This is a genomic window from Ensifer sp. 4252 (assembly GCF_050434565.1).
Taxonomy (GTDB): Bacteria; Pseudomonadota; Alphaproteobacteria; order Rhizobiales; family Rhizobiaceae; genus Ensifer.
In genome coordinates this window covers 76649-100218 of record NZ_JBNDIU010000021.1, presented here as the reverse complement: position 1 = coordinate 100218, position 23570 = coordinate 76649, and the positions used below count along the sequence as shown (strand labels likewise).

The window sequence follows — 23570 nt, the reverse complement described above, 5'->3', positions numbered from 1 at the left end:
CGCATGGCTCTTGTCTGCGGTTCGATTCTCTCCACGGCGAGGGATAGGAGAAGAAAGTGCACTATCCGACGGCACGTGTGCGCCCAGTTACGCGTGGGATGCAGACGTTGCGCGCCGTGTTGAGGCCCAGCGCCACAGCCAGTACGTCGGCCAGGCCGCGCCCGGCGCGACCGTCCTCATCAAGGCGCGGTTTGTAGATGGTGATCTCGATGCCGACTGCCTTGCCGCTCGCCATGGCAACCCGAAGCGTGGCCCCTAGCTCGTCCCAGGATAAGCCGCCCGGCACGCGGAAATCGACAGCCGGCATGATGACGTCGTCGAGGCAATCGGCGTCGAGATGGATGAAGAAGCCGTCCAGTTCCTCTCGCGTCAGGTGGTCGACCGCTTCGCGCGCGGCGGCCTCGATGCCCATCGCTCGCACGGCGGGAAGGTCAATCGCCTTGAGTTCTTTGGGGAGCGGCTGGCTTCCGAACTCCTCCTGGTCCTTATGATCGCGATACGCGAACGCGACAGCGTCTTCGGGACGGACCAGAGGACCGCGACCTTCAATGTCGGTCAGGTATGACGGGCATAGCCTGTGGCAGGGCGAGGTCCACAGAGGCACCCTCACCGTTGGGTTCCGCCTCGGGCTGGAAAAAGTCGGCGTTTCCGTCGATGAAGAACAGGCCATAGCGGCCGCGCCGTCGAAATGCGAGCATCGAGCCGAGCACGATCGTGCAATCGCCGCCCAGCACTACCGGAAACTCGCCGGCGTCCAGCATCGCTTCCACCGCGTCGGCCAGATTGGGCGACCACGCCGCAATTGCCCTGGCATTCAGGGTGCCAGTCTCGGGATCGGGCGTCGGGTCCTTGGGGGGCACCGCCAGCCGCGCGACGCGGCGCGCATGGATGCGCTCCGCAAGACCGAGATCCAGGAGTTTGTCGGGCAAGTTCTCCACCCCGCCCGTCGCCAGACCCAACGTGGAAGGGGCTTCGAGAATTGCATAGGGAAGGGACGGCATCGGCGCTTCCGTTAGCGACTGTATTGCGGAGTACGAGACATGGTGGATCACAACGACCCCCGCTCCAGCTTTGTCCCTCTAACGGCAGCTTCTGGTGATTGTTCCCTCAAAGCCGACTGTCCTTGGTCCGGAACTAAAGCAAAGCTGACGGGCAGCTTACGGGATTAATCGATGAGAAGCACCGTATCGACCTTGAAGAGGCATTCCAACGACTTCTCTCGGCTCCTGAAAGCGGACATGCAAACACCCGGGTCGACGCCAGCTCCATCTGAGGTAGTATGTTTGAATGTCCATGTCCGGAGGCCAGAATGGAACGGAGCGAATCCGGAACTGCTGATTCAGCAGCAATCGGCATCGCTCCACGCCATCCGGGTTACGATGCGTAGCTGAACGGGCTCGGGCGCCACGTCGGACCACCTACGTCAGGAGGGCAGTGTGAAATCACCAACAGTGAGAGTTATGGCCGCGGCCGAGGAAGATCTGGCGGTGGAAACGGTCGTGCTGGCGTTTGCCGCGGATCCGATGGCGCGATGGACATGGCCGCATGCACACCAGTACCTTGCGGCCATGCCGCGAATGATTCGGGCCTTCGGGAGCAGCGCATTCTCTGACGGAAGCGCCTTTTGCACCGACGGCTACGCTGGGACGGCGCTGTGGCTATCGCCCGGAGTACATTCCGACGAGGAAGAGCTTGGTGCGGTGATCGACAGCACGGTTGCGCGCTCTATTGCCCCCGAAACCACGGCCATATTCGAGGAGATGGCCACGTATCACCCGACCGAACCACATTGGTACCTGCCGCTGATCGGCGTCGACCCGGCGCATCAAGGCGAAGGTCACGGCGACGCCTTGATGGCGTACGCACTCGCACGGTGCGACCACGATCACGCGCCAGCCTATTTGGAATCCTCGAACCCGCGCAACATTCCGTTCTACCGACGCTACGGCTTCGAACCGCTCGGCGCGATCCAGGTCGGTTCGTCGCCGACGCTCGTCCCGATGCTGCGGCGGCCGCGTTGACCTTCTGGCGCCGAGCGCGTGGCGAAGACGGCCGGTGGGCGCCTAGTCGGGTTATAGGCGATGTTCGCTTTTAGAAAGTCGGACGACGTAGCTTTGAGGAGCGAGATGTGGGCACGCATAGCCGCTTAGTCGCGATCTTTGAAAAGCGGACCATTTGGTCAGCGACCGTTCGCATTCAACGTTACTCGAGACGATTTTGTGACAGGAGATTAAGTGGATGTCCCTTTCGCGGCAGTTGTTCACTGCAATTTTGTCTATGGATTCCTATAATCGGGGATATGGCAGGCGTCCAAATCACCGGCAATCGCATCGGCACGGCGACGACAGGTGACGATTCCTCCATTCTACTCGAAAACGGGCAGCGGCTCGATATTGATGCGGGCTTTTATGCGATCTCGTACAACTGGGACCGCCTTACCGTTATCTCGTACCGCGGCACAAGTGCAGACAATGCCGCCAATTTCGTCACCGACGTCTTAAATGGCGATTTCGCGGGTGCCGGACAATCGACAAACGGCCAAGCTTGGCTATCCAGACAGGCGAGCGCACGGCACTGTCGTATCTCGTCAACCCGCTTGCCGATCAAACCGCGAGGACAATGCGGGAGGAATAGAGGGTGTCTCGTGTTGCGAGCACGCGCGTGTTCCGTATTTCGGGCCGCCACAAACAATAAAGGTTGACTATTCTTGGTTTGTTCTTCGTTGATCGAACAATATATCGAGCGGAACCCCGCTAAGAAGCGCCGCCAAGTCTTGCTATTTCGGTTTTCCTGTCAGCCGTCGTCGGATCCGGGGCTGGGGCGGGATCTGGACAATCTACGAACAGCTCTGATAATCCCGAAATCCACGGGTGCAGAAGCGCCGTTAGGTGGGCGCCAGTTTTCTTGACATCCGTTGTTGGCCCGATGACACGGCGCTATGTCGCGATGGCATCCGACAGCTTGATGCGACCGCCGATAGACATCGGCGAGCTCAGCATTGGCTCTCAGTTTCATGGTTATTTCGCCGTCATACGGCGAGCTCCGCGACCCTCGTCGGTATCATCCAACGATCATCGCCCGCAGCCAGTTCAATAAGCCATCCGACCGGTCAACATATCTTGCCCGGATGTAGCGGGCAGTCTTTTCCGCACTGACTGTCGTGCCGAAATGACAGTAGCAGACGATTTTGTGCAATTGAGCGTGCGAGAGCTCGAAAAACCGTTTTGCTTCTCCATACGTGTCGTTTTCCAGCCCGGCTGCGCGAAGGACCGGGTCGTTGAAGGCGACCGAGATCGCCGAGTTGTCGCAGCGCAAGGCGGCGCGCACAGCTTGCGGCTGAAATTCAGTTTCCCGTAGCGTCGAAAGGATTCGCTGCGGGTCCGCTTCGAGGAGTTCCACCCAACGTTGGAGACGCTTGTGGCGCGGCATGACTTGATGAGGAAAGTCCTGGTCGATTCTGGCAAAACTCTGCAGTTGATCGAATTCATGGTGCTTCATGTCGCCCTCCATTGACGATTGATGCTCAGACCACGACAGAAGTGTGAACCGCCCAAATGCCCAAGTCCAGTCACCCATGCGAGGTAAGAAGCGCCTCGGGTTCGGCCCGATATCTTACGCATGGCGCGGATTTCGCTTGCGCGTAGCCGTAGCGTGGCCGCCGCATCGACGTTGCTCGGCGATTTTTTGGGATCGCGTGCCTCAAGCTCTGCATTCGTTGCATGCGGCAAGGTGACGTGACTAAATCAGTGCCAACATGCCACTGGAGTGACCACTGTTGCCGAGCCATGATCACGACCTCGCCGAAATCCAGTTTCTCGAAGAAGCACTGCACCGACCATCGGTTAGGCATTCGAAGTTAGCGGTCGAAGCATTGCTTGCGAAAGAGTTCGTCGAGTTCGGAGCATTGGGCAGAGTGTATCGTCGACCAGAGGTGATCGATCTTTTAAGTCAGGAGGAGAATGACACCCACAGCATTCTCTGAACGTCCAACTATGCTCTAGCGCCTATTTCGCAGAATGCGGTGCTTTTGACGTACGAGAGCATCTCACATATCCCGACGGGTCCGAACGATCCGCTTTGCGAAGTTCAATCTGGAAGCATGACGGGACGAAATGGCAGATATTTTTCCATTAGGGTACAATGCAGCGGCCGTGACAATGTGTGCCGTCAACGACTCCCTGGTGCAGCCTTCTCGCGAGACGGACAAGGCCCCCACCAAGTTCCAACATTTTGAAATCGGCATTCGCGAGGAAATAGCCGTCTGCAAGCTCAACCGGCCCGTTGCGCTCGATCGGAAAGCGACAGGAACTCGGCCTCCAACGCCTCCTGGCCAAGGAGGACGCGGTCTGGGTGACCTTCCGGAAGTGTCGGCGCGGGAATCTTCGACATGGCATGTCCTCCTGCCGACTTTGCATTCTGCGAGGCTTTGCTAATTTAAGGATTCAAGTGTGTCGAAGTGGCAGGCTCGGTACACGCACTTCCCCGACTATTGTCTGAAAGCCCCGCCAGACTAAGGTCGAAACCCATGCGACTGAAGTCTGGCCATCGGAACGGCAATAGCCCAGCGGCGTTGGTAAGAAGTTCCCGCATTGAGAGTGGGAGCACAACAACCAGCCTGGAGAAGAAAATGAAGAAATTTGTCAGCTCGGCCGTCACAGGACTGCTTCTGCTCGGCGCTTCGAGTATTGCCGTGGCTCAGACAGTCATTGTCACCCCGGAACAGGAAACGGTCGTCCGCGAATACGTGAAGAAGAAGCCAATTGCTTCCATCAATCTTCCCGGAGTGGAGCTCAATGTTGGGTCGACGGTTCCCGAAAAGGTGGAACTGCACGCCATTGATGCGCCGGACATCACCTACCGATACGTCGTCGTTGACAACCGCACGGTGCTGGTGGACCCGGGCACCCGCAAGGTCGTTCGGGTTATCGACTAGCCCTGGTAGACGGTGCCCCTTCCCCTGCGGGGAGGGGGCAGCCTTTACGGTCTTTGATCGTCGACGTTGAAGATCAGATCTCCTGCTTTTGCGCCGCGACGATATTCTTTTCTTATAGGCTCTCTGCTCATAACGCGGTCCGTCAGCGGCGCTCCGGAGACCAGCGCTCATGACCGCTTTCATCCTTCCAAGAATCCGCTAACACGTCTCCGGCTAAGGCCGTAGTTGCAAGCGGCGAGGGTTGGAAGCTTCATGTCTGGTTTCCTTCTTGTTCATGCCAGTTCAACGCGAGGAAGCTCCAAACCGGACGTTGCGCTACTAGCTTAGTTGAAGCCATCGCGCCTCTAGCAGGGGACGCAGTTCGACTACATCCGCCTGCGGCAGATTTCCTCGCATTCGTCGATCAGCGCCTCCCGACGGGGAAGTTCACGTTGAAAATTATCTAGTGCCGATGATGCAAGTGCGTAGCACTCAAAGAGGTCGTCCAATCGCGAGGCCATGGTTGTGAGCAACCAGCCGCGCTGGCGCGGCTGGATCTGCCCAACCGCAATTTCGAGCTGAGGAAGGTGAGGGGCGTCGATTTCAGGATCGGGCTCGATGTCGCCTGGTCCAAGGACGATCCGACGGCCGCGCGCGACGACATCATCGTTATCGCGCGGTCGCTGGTCAGGCAGGGCAGGTGAAGTTGAATGCGGACTGCCTCCGTGCGAACCCTCGATCAGCGGAGCGGCTTGCGTGCCCAGGCCTCCCGGATACCGGCCGTTGGTCGTTGGATGCTGATCCTCCGAAACGAGGTTTCGGTCAAGCCACCATTCCGGTCACCTTCCTGCATGGGCTGCAGCCGAATTCCGTCAAGGATAGCCGCAATGACGGCGAAGCTGACCGAGGCGCTGCCTAATCGACTGATGGTGGGCGCGGGATATCCGAGTGTCCCTCGTCGGCGGATCGAATATCGTTTCCATCCCACAAACGAGTGATTTAGGGATGATTTCCAGGCCATTGGGATTCGAGAAAGCTGACCGGGACCTCAGAGTAGCGATCTGGCACGCGTTTCCGCGCTATTCGAGAGCGACCGTCGGAGGGACTTCGGCGTGTTCGGCTACCGCTTCGCCAAGCGGGGCTGCCGCGATTGATTTGATCTGTTGAGCGAGAGCCGCAAGTTTCACTGCAATGTCCTGCAGCTCGGCTGGTGCGTTCTTGCCCTTACGGGTGGCTTTGATGCCTTGCTTGTCCACGTTCTCGACCTCTTGCATCAGGACTTAGGGCGCTTAGTATATTTCCACTATCGAATATAAGACCACTTCCCATTACGCGCTTTCCTGCCGCTGCACAGCTGTGGGTTTCGGCCGATCAACAGCCGGTGACGCGGAACATTGTCCGGAATGCGCCACGAGGGTTGAGCACCAGCGTTGTCAGGCGCCCCGCAACAAGGCCGGTACCCGCGCCTGACCTTCGTCGTCCGTTGCGGGGGCGTTAAATGGTTGTTCGCAACAACGCAACTAGATCTGGTTCGGATCCTCGATGCCGTTGTAGAACGAATGCACTCTGCGATAGCGTCGCAGAAGTCTCCGACTAGCGCGTAGCGGGCTTTGTTGCGATCTTCGGGCGGCATTGAAGCGATGAAGTGCATTTGGTTTGCTATCGCGAGCATCGCGCGCGTGTTTCGCCGCGCCACTTTCTCCGATGTGGAAAATGGCGCGCGCATTTCCCGCAGCAGGCGCTGTATCGCCGTTTGGTAACGCGCAACGCCCGCCCCCAAAAAAATCGGACAAATGATCGTCAGAGAAGGTGCGTCTCCGTGACCACTGTGGAACCGCTGGGCGCTCCTTAGGGGCGAGTGTGAGGGCACTCGGATCAAACGCCGAGTGCCAATGGGGTCGGGCAAGCGCGCGACCCCGGCTAGATCGGCCCGTCGACGATCACCAAAGCGCGGCCTTGCGAGCAATTCTCGATGCGGGCCTTGACCTGGTAGATGTCCTTGAGCATCGGAGCGGTGATGACGCTTGCGGTCTTGCCGCTCGCAACCATAGTGCCGTTGGCAATGACGATGGTATTTTCGCAATAGCGCAGGGCATGGTTCAGGTCGTGAAGTGCGATCAGTACGATCATGCCCTTGCGGCGGGCGAGGTCGGAAACGAAACTCAGCACGTCAACCTGGCGGTGAAGGTCGAGAGCCGAGGTTGGTTCATCCATTAGCAGGATCTCGGGGTTGCGGATCAGGGCCTGGGCGAGGGAGACCAACTGCCGTTGTCCACCGGAAAGCTCGCCGAGGCCGCGAAAGGCAAGACTGTCGATCCTGAGTGCCTTGAGAATGCGGTCGATCTCATCGAGTTCGTCATCTTGAACGCGCCAACTGCTGCCTTGTTTTGCAGACAGAAGGATCGATTCATACACGGTCAGGACGGCATTCGCGCCGGTATCCTGCGGCATGTAGCAGATGCTCTTCTGCCCGCGATCAATGTCAGACAGATGAACCATTCCCGGACCGGAAATCAGCGATGCAATGCGTTTGAAGAGCGTCGACTTGCCTGCGGCGTTCGGGCCAATCACGGCTGTTACTGAGCCCTTTTCCAGAATGTCTGTGGTGACGCCGGAAAGCACCGTGGTGCGCCCATAGGTGGCGCCAATGTTGTCGAGGGCGAGCGCTACCATGCACGTCTCCGGTTGCTGAATATCAGGACGAAGAAGAACGGTACGCCGACGAGCGCGGTGATGACGCCGATCGGCAATATGGCGCCGGGAATGATCATCTTGCTCACCACCGAGGTCGCCGAAAGCAGCAGCGCCCCGCAAATTACCGAACCCGGCAGAAAGAAGCGCTGGTCCTCGCCGACCAGCATGCGCGCGATATGCGGCCCAACGAGGCCGACGAAGCCAATCGTGCCCACGAATGATACCGGGATCGCAGCCAGCAGGCTGACAATCATCATCGTCTGAAGGCGAAGCCGACGCACGTTCACGCCCATGCTGGCCGCCTTGTCGTCGCCGAGGCGAAGCGCGGTCAATGCCCAGGCGTCCTTCATGAGGAAGGGTACCATTGCCAGCAGAATGGCACCGGTGAAATACACTTTTGGCCACGTCGCCTTGGTCAGGCTCCCCATCGTCCAGAACACCACGGCTGCAAGTGCCTGCTCGGAGGCCAGATATTCCAACAGTGACAGCGCCGCATTGAAGGTGAAGACAAGGGCAATGCCGAGCAGCACGATCGTTTCGACGCTGACGCCGCGCATGGTCGAAGCAAAATGAATGAAGAGAGCTGCCACCATCGCCATCAGGAAGGCGTTGAGCGGCACCATGTATTGGATTGCCGCCGGGAACAAGGCGACCCCTCCAACCAGTGCCAGTGCGGCACCGAAACTGGCCGCGGCTGAGATCCCGAGCGTGAAGGGGCTGGCAAGCGGATTGGAAAGGATCGTCTGCATCTGGGCGCCGGCAACCGAAAGCGACGCGCCGACAGTCACAGCCATTAAAGCGATCGGCATGCGGATGTCCCAGATGATGACGCGTAGCTGATCCGAAGCTGCCACCGGATCAAGCAGTGCGGAAAGAACATCCGAAAGCGGGTAATTTGCCGGCCCGAGCGCCATATCGAGTGAAATGCTGAAGCAGAGTGCAAGGATCAGCACGATCAGGATGGCGATGCGGCGAAACGCCAGGGCGCGATACTGCTCGCGCCCTGTTGTCGTTGTTGTAGTGGCAGCCTCGATGGCCATCGATCATTCGCCCTTGAGCGAAACGAAGTATCCCGGCTTGTAATCAAGCGGCAGGAAGCGTGCGTGCAGCTCCTTGAACGTCGCTTCCGGGTCAAGGTCGGCAAACAGATCCGGATGGAGCCACTTGGCGATCTCCTGGATCGCAACGAACTGGTATGGATTGTTGTAGAACTGATGCCAGATGGCATGGACGTTGCGGTCGGAGACAGCCTTGACGCCGGTGAAGGCGGGACGATTGGTCAGCGCTTCGAGTTTGCGCTCGGCTTCCTTGAGATCGGCGCCGTAGCCGACGCCGACCCAGTCGCCGCCTGGAATATACTTGTCCCAGTTGCCGCCGGTGATGATGATCTGGTCCGGATTGGAGGCGATCACCTGTTCCGGATTGACGGTGCCGAAGGTGCCCGGGATGATGTCCTTTGCCATGTTGGTGCCACCGGCAATCTCGACCATCTTGCCGAAATTCTCGTTGCCGAAGGACATGCAGCAATCGTCGGAATAGCCACCGGCACGCTCGACGAAGACCAGCGGCTTCTTCGGATCGGCTTTCGCCAGCACGTCCGTGACCCGCTTAATGCTGTCAGCGCGGAACTTGATGAAATCCTCGGCAATCGCTTCCTTGTTCATGAGCTTGCCCATGATGCGCATGCTCGGCTCGGTGTTTTCCATCGGCTTTTCACGGAAGTCGACATAGACCAACGGGATGCCGACCTTGCCGAGCTTTTCGATGTAACCGGCTTCTTCCGTTGCGGTCTTGGCATCGACGTTCATCAGGATCACGTCGGGCTTGAGGGCGACAGCCTGCTCGATATCGAAGGTGCCGTCCTTCATGCCCCCGAAGGTCGGAAGCTTGGCGATCTCTGGATATTTGGCCAGATAGGCTTCGTAGGATTCCGGGTCAGCCTTCGGCAGGTCGTCACGCCAACCGACGACGTGTTCAAACGGAGCGTTCTTGTCGAGCGCGGCGAGGAAATAGATCTGCCGACCTTCGCCAAGGATCATGTTCTTGACCGGAGCTTCAACTTCGACGTCGCGTCCGGTCACATCCGTGATGGTAATCTTGTCGGCGAAAGCCGGCCAGACGGCGGTCGCGAAGAGACCCATTGCAAGGGTGGTTGCCTTGGCTGTAATACGCATCGAATTTCACTCCGTGGAAACTGCGATGGGCTGTATTATTATATGACTTTAATAGTCAAGTTCTATCTATTAGAACCATTTTAAGTTCATGGGATCAGGAGCAGACGGAATGGACGCAGGGGCGGCGACGGGCCACAATTTTGGGCTGCGTGAAGAGATTAAATCCTATTGGTCGGCGCGCGCGGCGACCTTCGACCAATCGCCTGGACATGAGATCTTTTCCGAAGAGGAGCGCCAGGCCTGGCACCGGTTGATCATCAGGCACCTCGGGCAAGGTGAGGGGCGCCGGGCGCTGGATCTGGCATGCGGCACGGGTGTCGTATCGCATCTGATGGATGATCTCGGCTATGATGTCACCGGGCTCGACTGGGCCGAGCCGATGCTGGAACGCGCCCGCGCCAAGGCGAAGGCGCGGGGGCGAACGATCGCCTTTCGCATCGCCGATGCCGAAAACACAATGGAGCCGGACGGTAGCTATGACGTCGTCGTGACGCGTCATCTGGTCTGGACACTCGTGGATCCGAAACAGGCCTTTGCGGAATGGTTGAGAGTGCTGAAGCCCGGCGGAACCTTGCTGATCGTCGATGGCGACTTCGTCAACGCTGGTATCGCGGAGCGCTTCCTGAAAGTCGTGGTGCGATGGATCGAGGGCATGAGATTGGCGAAACCCGGCCCAATGCACGCGCCGGAAGGCATGGCCGAGTTGCACGGCCGCATCCTATCGCAGGTCCATTTCTCTGATGGCGCGCGCGCCGAGCAAGTCGCGGCGTTGATGGAGGACGCCGGGTTCGCGAACATTACTGTCGACACGAATATGAAAGCGATCCATCGTGCCCAATCGAAGCACTTGGGTTATTTGAAGGGCCTGTCACGCGGGCTGCAGCATCGCTACGCGATCGTCGCTCGCAAGCCGTTACAAGCAGGCACGATGACAGCGCAAAGACGGTGATCCACCAACCGATTGACATCAGCGACCACATCGCGGACGTATCTTGGCCGCTGGACATCCGACGTCATTGCTAATCCTTGGAATGGATGCCACGGCCGCCGCCTGTGTTCAGATGGCTGGCCCATCGGCTGCGTTGGAAAGATTACCGGCGAGCCTAAAGGCATCGCCGGTCACAGGAGCTTGTACCGGCGCAGAATTTCCTCGATTTGAGCGTCCTGATCCTTGTTTGGCAACAGGGCCGGTTGGCGGCTGGCCCCGACGGAGGCGTCCTGCAGATAGAGCGCACGCTTGACCATCGCAGGCGCGAATCCGAGGGCGTACAGATCCGTACGGAAGGCGGAGTAGATCGCCTGCTGCCGCTCGGCTTCGGCGATATCGCCGGTGTTGAAGGCGTTCAAAATTTCCGCCAGGACGTTCGGCATGGCATTACCGAGGCCCGATATGCAACCGGCGGCGCCGTTCTGCAGCGCCCAAAGCACCAGATGGTCAGGGCCGGAGTAGACTTCGAAACCGTTTACGTCTTTGGCCACTTCGAGATAAGCCTCAAGTGTTTCTTTCGCTCCGCCCGAATCCTTGATGCCGGCAATATTGCCGTGGCGCGACAGCGTGCGGGCGGTCTCCGGCTCGATGTGGTTCTGCGTGCGGGCTGGAATGTCGTAGAGATAGACGGGCGTTTCGACGGCATCGGCGACGGTCGAGAAGTGGCGGATCAGACCGTCCTGGGTACAGGCGATGAAGAACGGCGTTATGACGGCGATACCGTCGACGCCGATGCGGTCGAATTCACGTGAAAGCTTCAGCGTTTCGAAGGTGGCGGGCATGCCGGCATTGACGATGACCTTGACGCGACCGGCGACCTCGTCGACCACTTCCGTTGTCAGGCGCACTTTCTCTTCGAAGGTGAGGGCGCTGAAATCACCATTGGTGCCGGCGCACATGATGTTGTTGCCGGCGTCGACCTGGCGGCGGACCTGGGCGCGCGTTGCGTCGTAGTTGATGGTCTCATCGTCGTTGAAGCAGGTGACGAGCGCGACAAAGGCTTGCTTGGACATTTTCAGTCTCCAGGGATTGGGGGCGCCTCAGGAGGCGCATTCGAGCCGTGCGGCGCGATTGGCCGCCTGAACGTCGGGGTCGGGATCGAGGCCGGCTGCAAGAAGCGCGCGGGTATAGTCTTGGCGCGGGGTTTCAAATACCTCCTGCACCGTGCCCAGTTCCACGACATTACCCTTCTGCATCACCATGACGTGGTCGGCGAAATCACGAACCACCGGCAGGTCGTGCGCAATGAAGATGAAGGCGATGCCCATGTCCTTGCGAAGCCTGTCGAGCAGGGCAATGACCTGGGCCTGGACCGAGACGTCAAGGGCTGAAACCGCTTCATCGCAGATGATCAATTGCGGCTCAAGCGCCAGCGCCCGGGCAATTGCGATGCGCTGGCGCTGCCCCCCGGAAAACTGATGCGGATATCGCCCCATGTGTTCCGGGCCGAGACCGACCTGAACCAGAAGTTCGGCCACACGTTCGCGCCATTTTGCCTTCGGCAGAATGTTCGGATGGATCACCCAGGCCTCGGAGATCAGCTGGTAAACGGTCATGCGCGGATTGAGCGACTGGGTGGGGTCCTGGAACACCATCTGCAGGTCGCGCCGCAATTTGTAGAGCTCCGCTGGCGATAGCTTAAAAAGGTCGCGGCCCTTCCATAGTGCGCTGCCGCTGTCGGGCTCATCCAGCCTGAGGAGAATGCGTGCGAGGGTGGATTTGCCCGAACCGCTCTCGCCGACGACCGCCATGGTCTCGCCGGGCATGAGGTCAAAGGAGATGCCTTTTAGCGCTTCGAAGCTGCCGTAATGCTTGCGCACATCACGAACCGAAAGGACCGGCTCGCCGCGCGCCCCTGGCGAATGCATCTTTCCCTTTCCGGGGGCGGCGGCAATCAACTTGCGGGTATAGGGGTGCTGCGGGTTCTTGTAGACATCGCGGACCGTTCCCGCCTCGACCAATTCACCCTTTTCCATCACCACGACGCGGTCGGCGATCTCAGCAACGACGCCGAGGTCATGCGTGATGATGAGAACCGCCATACCGGTTTCCTGCTGCAGCTCTTCGAGAAGCGCCAGCACTTCAGCCTGCACCGTCACATCGAGCGCCGTCGTCGGCTCATCGGCGATCAGCAGATCGGGGCGAAGCGCAAGCGCCATGGCGATCATGACGCGTTGGCGCTGGCCGCCAGAGAATTCGTGCGGATATTTGTCGAGTGATTTTTCCGGGTCGGGAATGCCGACGCGGGTGAGCAGGCGCAGGGCCTCTGACTGTGCCTCGGCCCTCGCGGCACCGTGAGTCGTCAACGCCTCGCGGATCTGCCAACCGACCGTGTAGACCGGGTTCAGATGGCTGAGCGGATCCTGAAAGATCATCGCAATGCGGCGACCGTTCACCTCGCGTCGTTTCTGCGCCGGCATTTTCAGCAGGTCGACGCCGTCGAACAGGATCTCGCCCGAGCTGATACGCCCTGGCGGCATGTCAATCAGGTTGATGATCGCCGACGAGGAGACCGATTTGCCCGACCCGCTTTCCCCCAGGATCGCGAGCGTTTCACCTCGATCAAGATGATAGGAGATGTTGCGGACGGCTTTGACCACGCCCATGACCGTGTGAAATTCAACCGAGAGGTTGCGCACTTCCAGCAGATGGTCAGCCATTGCTACGGCCTTTCATTTCCAGGCGCCAGCGCTGGACGGGATCGAGCGCGATGCGCATCCAGTTCGAAAGCAGGTTCAGCGACATCGTCGTCAGGATGATTGCAAGGCCCGGCCAGAAGGACAGCCACCAGGCATTGGTGAGATATTGCCTCCCTTGAGAGATCATCAGGCCCCAGGTGATTTCGGGCGGCTGGATGCCGATGCCGAGGAAGGAAAGCGCGCTTTCCGCCAGCATGACATAGGCGAAGTCGAGCGTTGCGAGCGTCGTCAGCGTTGGCAGGACCACCGGGAGGATATGCCGGAACAGGATGCGCCTGCTGGACGCCCCCATGACGCGCGCCGCCTGCACGAACATGCGTTCGCGGATCTCCAGCACCTCGGCGCGGGTGGTGCGCAGGTAGACCGGAATGCGGGTGATCGAGAGGACCAGCATCAGGTTCAGGATCGATGAACCGAGGACATAGAGTACGATCACCGCGATCAAGAGCGAGGGGAACGACATGATAACGTCGGCCAGCCGCATGATGATCTGGTTGACGCGCGCGGAAGAGAAGCCCGCGATCAGGCCAAGGGTCGTGCCGACGACGGCGGAGATCGCCACGGCGCCGGCCGCGACCATGAGTGTGTTTTGCGTTGCCACGATGATGCGGGCCAACAACGGACGTCCGAGGGCATCCGCCCCCATCCACCAGACCCAGCCGCGTTCCCACTCGAACGGAGCGGCATTTCGGCCCCGCAGGTTCTGCTTGGTCGCAAGATCGCCCAGCCAGCTCGGACCGACGATCGCCAGGATGAGGACGACAATGAGGAAGATGGCAGCACAGAGGGCGAACTTGTCGGCCCACAGCATGCGCGCCATGCGAACCAGGAACCCCGGTTCGGCGGCGATTGTCGTATCTGTCGTCTGTAAAGTCATGGCCGAACTCTTCAATGACGGATGCGCGGATCGAGCAGCGCATAGGCGAGATCGATCAGCAGATTCATGACGAAGATCGCGAGCGCGGTGACGAGAATGGCGGCGAGCACCACATTGAAGTCACGTTGCAGGATGGAATCGATCATCAGCTTGCCAACGCCGGGAAAGCCGAAAATGGTCTCGACAATGACGGCACCGTTCAACAGGCTGGCCGCCTGGTCGCCGATGACGGTGATGACGGGAAGCATGGCATTGCGCAATGCGTGGAGAAAGATGATCGGCCCTGATTTGACGCCCTTGGCGCGTGCCGTCTTGACGTAGGCCGAAGAAAGCGCGCTGATCATCGAGCCGCGAACCACTTGGACGATAATGCCGAACGGGCGAACGAACAGCACGCCGATGGGCAGGATCCAGTGTAGGAGCGAACCGGTGCCGGAGGTGGGAAGCCAGGCAAGGTTCACCGAGAAAACCACGATTGCGACAATGGCGAGCCAGAAATCTGGTACGGCCGCACCGATCAGCGAGATGACCGAGGAGAGGCGATCGAAAAAGCCGCCGGCGCGGAAGGCGGCCAGCGAACCGACGACGATGGCAGCGCCAGTCACCAGGGACATGGTGATGGCGGCAAGCCAGAGCGTCCACACGAACGCTTCCAGAACCACGTCGAGTGCCGGGCGTGCCTTGCGCAGCGACTCACCGAAATCGCCGGTTACGACGTCACCGACATAGCGGGCAAACTGAACCATGAGCGGATCGTTGAGGCCGTGGATCTCGCGAAATTGCTGCTTCATTTCCGCCGAGGCTTCGACGGGAAGGAACAGGGCAGCGGGATCTCCCGTCAGACGCGAGAGGAAGAAGACCATCACGATCAGCCCGATCAGGGAAATCAGGCTGGCCACGGCGCGTTTACGAATGAAGCTCATCATTGTGCCCCTCGATTGCATAGGGCGGCGAGATCGTCCCGCCGCCTTGACTGCGTCTGTCCCTGGCGGATTTGATCACCGCCAGGACGGTTCACTTGATGCCGATCTCCGAAAGCTGAAGCATCGAGTTGGTCGCCATGGTGGGCTTGAAATCCAGGCGTTCGGAAACGCGCGAGAAGCCGACCATGTGGAAGAGCAGCACGTCGGCCACCACTTCATCATGCACATAGGCGATTGCCTGCGACCAGAGCTTGGCGCGTTCGTCACCGACGGCAGCGGAGGCGCGCTTGATCAGATCGTCGACCTTGGGATCGGAGAAGCCCGACTGCGTGCCCTCGGTTGCGTATTTGAAGAACATCGAGAAGGACGGGTCACCCTTGGAGTTGTCGTGCATGGCGGCGACAAGCTGCGGGCCGCGACCCTCCTTGAACGGCTTGGAATAGTAGCCTTCATGCTCTGCGACGTCGACGAACTTGAGATCGATCTTGAAGCCGACTTCCTGCAACTGGGCCTGGATCGCTTCCATGATCTCCGTCACGTTCGGGAAATTTGCAGAGCGCGCGATGATGGTGATCGGTGTCTCGACCTTCACGCCTTCCGCCTTGGCTTCCTCCAGCAGTTTTTTCGCGCCTTCCGGATCGTACGGGAAGACCTTGACGTCCGGGTTCCAGCCGAGCGTCGGCGGCGGCACAATTGCCGTGGCGAGCAGCGCGCTGTCTGGAACCAGGGTGCCAAGGAACGCCTGACGGTCGATGGCCATGTTGAGGGCACGGCGGACGCGCACGTCGTTCATCGGCTCGATGTTGTGGTCGATGCGCAGATAGACGGTCTCGCTGTCGAGATAGGAGAAGTCGGTCTTGGGGTTTGTTGCGTCGAGCTGCGAGATGGAGGGTGAGAGGTCGGCCTCGCCCGCCTGAACCATCGCGGCACGCACGGACGGATCTGCACGGAACAGATAGGTCGCTTCCGTGACCTGCGGCTTCTGGCCCCAATAGTCATCGCGTCCACTCAGAACGATCTGCTGGCCCGGGGTCCAGTTGGTCAGCTTGTAGGGCCCGGTGCCGATCGGTTCGCGGATGAACTCCAGCGGCGTTTCTTCCGGAACGATGGTGACGAGCGACATCAATAGCGGCAGGATCGGCTGAACCGGATCGGCGCTGAAATCGATCGTATGGTCGTCGACGACGTTCGCGGTAACCGTCATCCCACCGAAGTAACGGCGGGATTCGCAGGCATTCTTGTCGCTCATGATGCGGTCGAAACTATGCTTGACGTCCTTGGAGTCGAAGGTCGTGCCGTCAGAGAATTTCACCCCTTGGCGAAGATGGAAACGCCAGCTTCCGTCCTCATTCTGCTCCCACTTCTCGGCAAGGCGCGGCAGAACGCCCTTGCCGTCGCGAACGTCGAGCTCGGTGAGGGTTTCGCTGACATTCTGCATGATGACGCGGCCGATATTCGAGCGGGTCGCCATGCAGGGCTCGAGCAGATCGGCTTCCTCCGCCAGCACGATCTTGATCGGCCCTGATGCGGCAAAGACAGGTGACATGGCGGAGCCCAACATGAGCGCACCCAGGATAAGCGTTTTCTTCATTGCATTCTCCTCCCTAGAAAGTCTTGTTCAGTTCGACTTGTTGTCAGACCCGAATTTTCCGGAACGCGCGGCAATCAATGCGGCGCAGCATATGAGCGCGCCTCCGCCGATGGTGGTCAGCGCGACGGTTTCGCCGAACAGGGCAAATCCGCCGAAGGCCACGAGCGGCAGGCGCAGGAAATCCACCGGCGCCACGACGGTCGCTGGCGCCAACGAAAAGGCATGGGTCATCAGCCCCATGCAGGCGGTGCCGACCACGCCCTGAAGCGCAAGCAACCCCATTTCCCTTGGGCCGGGAATGGCAAAGAAGGGGACCGCGAGCAGCAGGGCGATCGGCACGGTCAGAAGAAGGTTCCACACGACGAGCGTCGACGTGGCGTCACCTTTCGACATGGATTTGAGGATCAACTGGATCGCTGATTGAAGCATGGCGCCTGCCAGTGCCAGCAAGATCGCCAGCGTAAAGCCTGTTCCCGACGGGCCGATCACCAGCATGGCGCCGGCAAAACCAAGGGCGACCGCTGCAATCATCGCCGGGCCCGGTCGCTCGCCCAACGTCAACGCTGCTCCGAGGACGATAAAGATCGGAGAGGTGAAGGCGATGGCGGTCACGTCGGCCAGCGGGCCCCAGGTGAAGGCGGCAAACAGCGCGATCATCGCCAGCAGCTTGAAGGCGGCGCGCAGGGCGTGCTGGCGCATCGGGTGCGTCGTACGAAGAACGGAAGGGCGCAGGGCGATCCAGGGAAGAAGGATGAGCGCGCCGAAGAACGCGCGGAAAAATCCGATGACGAAAGGGTGTACCGCACCGCTTAGCGCCCGCACGATCACGGCATCTGTCGCGGCGAGCGTTGCTGCTCCCGCTGCAAAGACGACGGCTGTCGTGGCCTGATGGTGGCTGTTGGCGGTGTGCATGAAGATCCTCCGTCCCCGGCATCCTCGCGCCGGGTTGTCATGACCATCTAACTTTCGAGTGAGTTTGTCAAATTCTTTTGCTATGTAAAAATTATTTGCGTTTGCAGCGGCGCAATAAGTCACGTTATTTCAATAAGATAGACTGAACAATGGTGTTTGGATGACAAAACAAATAACATTAAAAAACTTGACAACTTGGAAAATTGGTCGATTTTCGAGCGTGACAGGAGGGCCTAAATGCATCCCGATGAAATCGCTCGCAACATGAACGGCGTGCTTCGATCCGTGTCCCCAGGGCGCGACGAAGCCTTGCTGCCTTCGCCAATGATCCAGAACCATGCGGCATTCCTGCACTTGCTCGATGACCGCACGCTTGTATGCGCCTGGTTCGGGGGAACGCTCGAGGGCAAGTCGGATATTTCCATCTTCGCTTCGGTGCTAGCGGAAGGCTCCATGACTTGGGGAGCACCCCAGCGCCTGAGCGACGATCCTTCCCACTCTGAGCAGAACCCGGTGTTGTTTTCCGCGCCGGACGGGGCACTCTGGCTCTTTCATACTTCCCAGCCTTCCGGCAATCAGGACGAATGCCGGATCCGCATGGCCGAGGTGGCGCGCGATCCATCGGATCCGCAAAAGCTCGTGGCCAAACAAGGTCGCTATCTCGATCTGCCGCGTGGTTGCTTCTTACGCGCGCCCGTTGTCGTTCGCGACGACGGAGCGTGGCTCTTGCCGATCTTCCGTTGCGTGCAGCGGCCCGGCCAGAAATGGAACGGCAGCCACGATACGGCAGCCGTCGGCGTATCGATCGATGGTGGCCAGACTTGGAGGCTCGACGATATCGACCAGTCCACGGGCTGCGTGCACATGTCGCCCGTAGCGCTCGCAGAGGGCCGATACGCCGCTTTCTTTCGCCGTCGGCAGGCCGACTTCGTCTACCGCAGCGACAGCAGTGATGGTGGGCGGTCCTGGTCCGTGCCTCACGCCACGGATGTGCCGAACAACAATTCATCGCTTGCCGCCGCCCGCCTGCGCGACGGTCGGATCGCCATGATCTGCAATCCCGTCAATGCGCTGTCGTCGAGCGACCGGCGCGCCTCGCTCTATGACGAGTTGGGCGAAGAGGATAGCCGGCCCGATGCGGATCCAAGCGGAGGTTGCGTTCCTGTCTGGGGTGTGCCGCGCGCACCGGTCACGCTCTGCCTCTCCGACGATGGAGGGCGTTCCTTTGCGCTGCGCCAGTCAATCGAAGAGGGTCCCGGCACCTGCCTGTCCAACGATTCGACCGATGGCCGCAACCAGGAAATGTCCTACCCGTGGCTGCTCGAAGGTCCCGACGGCACCATGCATCTCGCCTACACCTATCATCGGCGCGCGATCAAATATGTCCGTCTTGCTCCCGGCTGGGACAGTGCGGCTCGACGGAGTGTTTCATGAGCAATATCATTGGAATAACCATGGGTGACCCATGCGGGGTCGGTCCGGAGATCGCGGTCCGCGCCTTGGCTGAAATGTCCCGTGAGGATCGCGCCCGGACGCGGATCTACGGCAATCTGACCACGCTGGAAGCGGCTCGGGCCGCACTGGGCCTTGATATCGAGCTTGAGCCTTTCGTCCTCGACCTCCCGATCGAGGGCGCACCGCTTCCGTGGGGGCAGTTGAGTGCGGTCGCTGGAGACGCCGCTTTCCGCTTTATCGAGAAGGCGGTGCGGGACGCCGAAACCGGTGCGATCGGCTGCATCGTCACGGCGCCGATCAACAAGGAGGCGCTGAACCTCGCCGGCCACCACTATGATGGCCATACCGGCATGCTGCGCAGCCTGACCGGTTCGAAGGCCGCCTATATGCTGCTCGCCTCCGACCGGCTGAAAGTCATTCACGTCTCGACGCATGTCTCGCTGCAGGAGGCCATCAGGCGGGCGACGACCGACAGGGTGCTGGCGACGATCAGGGCAGGCGACGCGCATCTGAAGCGCATCGGTTACGCCGCGCCGAAAATCGCGGTCGCCGGCATCAATCCGCATTGCGGCGAGAATGGCCTGTTCGGCACGGAGGATGATGACCAGATCGCGCCGGCGGTCGCGGCGGCGCGTGCGGAGGGGATCGACGTTCAGGGGCCGATTTCGGCCGACACCGTATTTTATCGCGCCTATTCCGGCGCATTCGATCTTATCGTCGCCCAGTATCACGATCAGGGGCACATCCCCATCAAGCTCGTCGCCTTCGATACCGCGGTGAACGTCTCGGTGGATCTGCCGATCGATCGCACATCCGTCGATCACGGGACGGCTTTCGACATCGCCGGAAAGGGGATCGCCAATCACGGCAACATGAACTCTGCCATCGCCTACGCGCGCAAGCTCGTTAGCGGCCGCGCCAAGCAAGGATGACCAAGCCATGACCATCGCCCAAATCACCCTTCATCAACCCCGCCGGCTGGCGGTTGGAGCCGGTCTCGTCGGCGAGGTCGGCCCCTGGGCGGCAGACGCCCAGTCCACGCTGGTGATCGCAACGCCGATTACCGCGGGGTTTGCCGATCGGTTGAAGCTTTCCGGCCGCGTGACCGTGTTTGATGCAATTCCGGGTGAACCGGATGTCGCGACGCTGGAGGCAGCACTTGAGGCGGCGCGTCAGTCCAGACCGGAACTGATCGTCGGGCTCGGCGGTGGTTCGGTGCTCGACGTGGCAAAGCTGGTTGCCGTGCTTTGGGATTCGGATCAGACGCTTGGCGATGTCGCCGGGCCGAACCGCGTTGCCGGCCGCCGCACCCGCCTGGTTCAGGTCGCGACAACAGCGGGAACCGGCTCAGAGGCCGGTATTCGCTCCTTGATTACCGACCCCGTAAAGGGCAACAAGATCGCCGTGGAAAGCCCGCATATGATCGCGGACTTTGCCGTCCTCGACCCGGAATTGACCTATTCGGTGCCGCCGGCAGTGACGGCAGCGACCGGTGTCGATGCGATGGCTCATTGTGTCGAGGCATTCACCAATCGGCGTGCGCATCCGATGATCGACGGGTTTGCGCGAATGGGCTTCCATCTCGTGGGCAAATATCTGGCGCGCGCGGTCAAAGACGGATCAGACACCGAGGCGCGGGAAGGGCTTATGCTTGCGTCCTACTACGGTGGCATCTGCCTCGGCCCAGTCAACACAGCAGCCGGACACGCTATTGCCTATCCGCTTGGGACACGGCTCGGCTTGCCGCACGGGCTCGCTAACGCCATCATATTTCCGCACGTTCTCGCCTTCAACCAAGCGGTTGCGGCAAAGAAAACGGATGAGGTTGCTTGTGCGCTGGGGTTGGGCGAAGCCCTGTCCGAAACTCAGCTTTTGACCGCTGCACACGGCTTTTGCAGGAGCCTCGGTATCGAGATGTCACTTGCAGCTCACGGCGCGACGGCAGATGATCTGCCCCGCTATGCAAGTGAAGCGCATGCAAACCGCCGCCTGATGGACAACAATCCGGTCGATATGAGTGTCGAGGATGTTCTGTCTGTCTATCGCGCAGCCTTTTAGACGACGGACGTGCCTTTCCACGAAGTAAAATGCCTCGGCTTTCCCCCGAGGCATTTTTCTTTGCGGCGCAGTAAGCCTATCTGGTCGTCTGAAAAAGGCGCTCGCGCGAGCCGGTCAGGTGATCATGCATGAGTTGCTTTGCCCGCGTGCCGTCGCCGGAGGCGATCGCTTCGGCAATCGCCTCATGTTCGGCGAACACGCGCGTAAGGCCAGCGGCCTCGCGCTTGACCGATGCGCCGTGGAATTTCATGCCGACGGCAATATGGTCCTTGAGCGCTTCCATGGCGGTGGAGAAATAGCTGTTTTGAGCCGCGCGCGCGATGGCCAGATGGAACTGGAAATCGGCGTCCTCGCGGTGCGACTGGCGATTGGTGGCGTCGCGCATCAACTCCAGCGCCCGGCGAATGGCGCCAAGGCTGGTGGTATCGTGGCGGGCCGCTGCTGCGGCGGCCGCGGCCGGCTCGACTGTCAGCCGGAATTCATAGCAGTTCAGCAGATCCGCAACATTCTCCAACTGTCCGAAGCCGAGCGGCTCCTTCATGCCGACGGCGCGTACGAAACTGCCGGCTCCCCGGCGCGAATAGATCAAGCCCTGGTCGCGCAGACGCCGCAGCGCCTCGCGGATCACCGGCCGCGAAACCTCGAATTCCGCTGCCAGGTCGTGCTCGGTCGGCAAGCGCTCATCGGGCTGATATGCGCCCGATTTGATCGCGCGATGCATCCGCTCAAACACGACGTCGGCCAGGCTCTTGCGTGTCGTTCCGTTCTCCAGTCCCATTTGTCATCCCATATCGCGGAGAATCCTGTCCGCAATCTCCCTCAGCGTTCCCGGTTGTCCGAATCCTCCGGATTTAGCGATGATGCAACGGCCATCGGCATGGGCCAAGCCCAGTCCTGGCATGCACTCGCCCACCAATCTGAAACGCGTGATCCCCATTTTCTCTAACACGGCTTCCGCAGTCGCGCCGCCGGAAAGAAGCAACGTGGAAGCGACCTCAGTCAGTGCCGGAAAGACGCTTTCAGCCAGAAGTCGGGACACTTCCTGCGAATTCGTCGGTGCAGCGCCTGGAACCGCCTGTACCAGAGTTATCAGGCTCCCATCTGCCGTCGCATTGGCAAGCCGGCCATTTGGCGCAGGCATGTAACGCGGCCTGCATATGGCACGCAATTCCTCGATTTGCGCCAGCGTGATCGGATCGCGCGAACCGATGACGAAAAGTCCCGGCCCCGGTGGGATGTCGGCAGCAAACGCATCTGCTCCGCCGCTCATTTGGTAGGCGAGTGCCTCGGCCAGTCCGCGCGCGCCGATCAGCAGATCCGCCCCCGATTGCTGCGACGATTGAAGCCAGTCGTTCATTTCCTGCGGGGTCGCGACATCGGGGATCGTCACGCGGCGTGCGTGCCGTCCGAGCTTTTCGGCAATCGATATCGGTATGTCGACGCCGAAACCCTGGACATGGCCAGCGTTCACTATCCGTCCGAAATCCGGAATGGCAGGCGCGACGAGTGCTGCGCGAAAAGGTGTAACGTCGAGCTCGGCTTCTATGTTGCCCTTGAGGCGCGAGTCGATCTTCTTGAACAGGCGTGTGCCAGGGGGCAACGCGGCGAGCGCCGCCACTGTTGCCTTCTGTGCTCTTGCGACGTCCAATTCCCGTGAGCCAACATTGATTGAAATCACCTGTGGGTGCTCGCTCAAGGCCTCAGGAATCGCTCCGACAGTGAGCGCTGTCTGCGTATGCAGTCCCCTGCTGGCGAACGGGGCAGCTGCATCCAGGGCGCCGGTCAGGTCATCGGCGACAATGGCCAGCATCAAACCAACTCCGATAATTTGTTGTTATCTTTAATTCAGGCACTTTTGCTTGAAATGTCAAGGAAATTTGAGAATGATATTACAAATACTGCCGCCAAGGGAGGCGTACGTTCAGTCATTGAAGGCCGCGTTCTCTGTCGATCATATAGGCGTTCCGCCAGTTCGGCTTCTTGCAGATCTCTCCATTTCTATTTTTCGCTGACGCAATCGTCACAAGTGCCGGCGAAGAAAGCATAACGGCGCGACGCAGCCACGCGTCGGTGCAGCCCGCGCGTGCGGTGGGAGCTTGAGATGACGGAGGACCCTGAGGGCGACCTGAGATTGCACGAACCATTTCGGGGTTTGCGCGGCCGGTGGAGTTCGGTCTGAGGCGCATCTCGCAGCAGCTGGCGAGAAGCGCATCACATATCGTGATAGATAGTTATTGACATGTTATACCAGTTGGGAAATATATCGTCGGCGCTGGAGAGGCGTGGA

At 60.0% G+C, this 23570-nt stretch carries 20 protein-coding genes and 2 pseudogenes; 8 read left to right on the top strand and 14 right to left on the bottom strand.

Annotation, left to right across the window (positions count from 1 at the left end; all coding sequences use genetic code 11):
* Positions 1–61: 61 nt before the first annotated feature.
* Positions 62–1001: pseudogene (locus tag ABIE33_RS28375) on the bottom strand (arginase family protein).
* 459 nt (positions 1002–1460) lie between these two features.
* Between ABIE33_RS28375 and ABIE33_RS28370 the strand changes: the two are divergent.
* On the top strand, positions 1461–2021 hold the full coding sequence (locus ABIE33_RS28370) for a GNAT family N-acetyltransferase (protein WP_429131259.1): 561 nt from the start codon (positions 1461–1463) through the stop codon (positions 2019–2021).
* A 1039-nt stretch (positions 2022–3060) separates the two neighbouring features.
* Here the strand turns inward: ABIE33_RS28370 and ABIE33_RS28365 are convergent.
* Positions 3061–3498 (bottom strand): hypothetical protein, encoded by a 438-nt coding sequence (locus ABIE33_RS28365; RefSeq protein WP_429131257.1) that lies wholly within the window; start codon positions 3496–3498, stop codon positions 3061–3063.
* Between the two features lie 277 nt (positions 3499–3775).
* Here ABIE33_RS28365 and ABIE33_RS28360 point away from each other — a divergent pair, with 277 nt between their 5' ends.
* The 3 genes and pseudogenes from ABIE33_RS28360 to ABIE33_RS28350 all read left to right on the top strand — a co-directional run.
* The gene (locus ABIE33_RS28360) at positions 3776–3982 is read left to right on the top strand and encodes a hypothetical protein (RefSeq protein ID WP_429131255.1); all 207 of its coding nucleotides are present in this window, start codon (positions 3776–3778) and stop codon (positions 3980–3982) included.
* A 645-nt stretch (positions 3983–4627) separates the two neighbouring features.
* A complete protein-coding gene (locus ABIE33_RS28355) occupies positions 4628–4933 on the top strand; it encodes a DUF1236 domain-containing protein (protein ID WP_429131253.1) in 306 nt (101 codons plus the stop codon).
* Positions 4934–5466: 533 nt separating this feature from the next.
* Positions 5467–5616 (top strand): annotated as a pseudogene (locus tag ABIE33_RS28350) (LysR family transcriptional regulator); the annotation flags it as partial.
* 375 nt (positions 5617–5991) lie between these two features.
* Here the strand turns inward: ABIE33_RS28350 and ABIE33_RS28345 are convergent.
* The 4 genes from ABIE33_RS28345 to ABIE33_RS28330 all read right to left on the bottom strand — a co-directional run bounded on the left by ABIE33_RS28345 (position 5992) and on the right by ABIE33_RS28330 (position 9780).
* Positions 5992–6186 carry a hypothetical protein gene (locus ABIE33_RS28345; RefSeq protein WP_429131251.1) on the bottom strand — a complete coding sequence of 65 codons (195 nt, stop codon included), beginning with the start codon at positions 6184–6186 and terminating at the stop codon, positions 5992–5994.
* Between the two features lie 646 nt (positions 6187–6832).
* Positions 6833–7585 carry an ABC transporter ATP-binding protein gene (locus ABIE33_RS28340; RefSeq protein WP_429131249.1) on the bottom strand — a complete coding sequence of 251 codons (753 nt, stop codon included), beginning with the start codon at positions 7583–7585 and terminating at the stop codon, positions 6833–6835.
* Complete coding sequence (locus tag ABIE33_RS28335; protein ID WP_429131247.1) at positions 7579–8646, bottom strand: FecCD family ABC transporter permease; 1068 nt, start codon at positions 8644–8646, stop codon at positions 7579–7581. The genes ABIE33_RS28340 and ABIE33_RS28335 overlap by 7 nt, the downstream gene beginning before the upstream one ends.
* 3 nt (positions 8647–8649) lie before the next feature.
* Entirely contained in the window at positions 8650–9780 is a 1131-nt protein-coding gene (locus ABIE33_RS28330) for an ABC transporter substrate-binding protein (RefSeq protein ID WP_429131245.1), read from the bottom strand.
* A gap of 109 nt (positions 9781–9889) precedes the next feature.
* Between ABIE33_RS28330 and ABIE33_RS28325 the strand changes: the two genes are divergently transcribed.
* Positions 9890–10729, top strand: a complete 840-nt coding sequence (locus ABIE33_RS28325; protein WP_429131243.1) for a class I SAM-dependent methyltransferase — start codon at positions 9890–9892, stop codon at positions 10727–10729.
* Between the two features lie 170 nt (positions 10730–10899).
* Here ABIE33_RS28325 and ABIE33_RS28320 read toward each other — a convergent pair whose 3' ends face one another.
* From ABIE33_RS28320 to ABIE33_RS28295, 6 genes are all read right to left on the bottom strand, one after another.
* Positions 10900–11781, bottom strand: a complete 882-nt coding sequence (locus tag ABIE33_RS28320) for a dihydrodipicolinate synthase family protein (RefSeq protein ID WP_429131242.1) — start codon at positions 11779–11781, stop codon at positions 10900–10902.
* Positions 11782–11808: 27 nt separating this feature from the next.
* Complete coding sequence (locus ABIE33_RS28315) at positions 11809–13428, bottom strand: ABC transporter ATP-binding protein (protein ID WP_429131240.1); 1620 nt, start codon at positions 13426–13428, stop codon at positions 11809–11811.
* Positions 13421–14344, bottom strand: a complete 924-nt coding sequence (locus ABIE33_RS28310; protein WP_429131238.1) for an ABC transporter permease — start codon at positions 14342–14344, stop codon at positions 13421–13423. The genes ABIE33_RS28315 and ABIE33_RS28310 overlap by 8 nt, the downstream gene beginning before the upstream one ends.
* Positions 14345–14355: 11 nt before the next feature.
* A complete protein-coding gene (locus tag ABIE33_RS28305; RefSeq protein ID WP_429131236.1) occupies positions 14356–15270 on the bottom strand; it encodes an ABC transporter permease in 915 nt (304 codons plus the stop codon).
* Positions 15271–15358: 88 nt separating this feature from the next.
* The gene (locus tag ABIE33_RS28300) at positions 15359–16858 is read right to left on the bottom strand and encodes an ABC transporter substrate-binding protein (RefSeq protein ID WP_429131234.1); all 1500 of its coding nucleotides are present in this window, start codon (positions 16856–16858) and stop codon (positions 15359–15361) included.
* 27 nt (positions 16859–16885) lie between these two features.
* Positions 16886–17770: a DMT family transporter gene (locus ABIE33_RS28295; RefSeq protein WP_429131233.1), complete on the bottom strand. Its 885-nt coding sequence runs from the start codon at positions 17768–17770 to the stop codon at positions 16886–16888.
* A 237-nt stretch (positions 17771–18007) separates the two neighbouring features.
* On the opposite strand from ABIE33_RS28295, the gene ABIE33_RS28290 reads away from it, so the two are divergent.
* Genes ABIE33_RS28290 through ABIE33_RS28280 form a run of 3 tightly spaced genes read left to right on the top strand, consistent with a single transcriptional unit; the run spans position 18008 to position 21283 of the window.
* Complete coding sequence (locus tag ABIE33_RS28290; protein ID WP_429131231.1) at positions 18008–19204, top strand: sialidase family protein; 1197 nt, start codon at positions 18008–18010, stop codon at positions 19202–19204.
* Complete coding sequence (pdxA, locus tag ABIE33_RS28285; protein ID WP_429131229.1) at positions 19201–20157, top strand: 4-hydroxythreonine-4-phosphate dehydrogenase PdxA; 957 nt, start codon at positions 19201–19203, stop codon at positions 20155–20157. Before ABIE33_RS28290 ends, pdxA begins: the two co-directional genes overlap by 4 nt.
* Positions 20158–20164: 7 nt before the next feature.
* The gene (locus ABIE33_RS28280; RefSeq protein WP_429131227.1) at positions 20165–21283 is read left to right on the top strand and encodes an iron-containing alcohol dehydrogenase; all 1119 of its coding nucleotides are present in this window, start codon (positions 20165–20167) and stop codon (positions 21281–21283) included.
* Positions 21284–21359: 76 nt separating this feature from the next.
* Here ABIE33_RS28280 and ABIE33_RS28275 read toward each other — a convergent pair whose 3' ends face one another.
* Positions 21360–22061, bottom strand: a complete 702-nt coding sequence (locus ABIE33_RS28275) for a FadR/GntR family transcriptional regulator (RefSeq protein WP_429131225.1) — start codon at positions 22059–22061, stop codon at positions 21360–21362.
* A gap of 3 nt (positions 22062–22064) precedes the next feature.
* The gene (locus ABIE33_RS28270) at positions 22065–23093 is read right to left on the bottom strand and encodes a four-carbon acid sugar kinase family protein (protein ID WP_429131223.1); all 1029 of its coding nucleotides are present in this window, start codon (positions 23091–23093) and stop codon (positions 22065–22067) included.
* Positions 23094–23570: the final 477 nt, after the last annotated feature.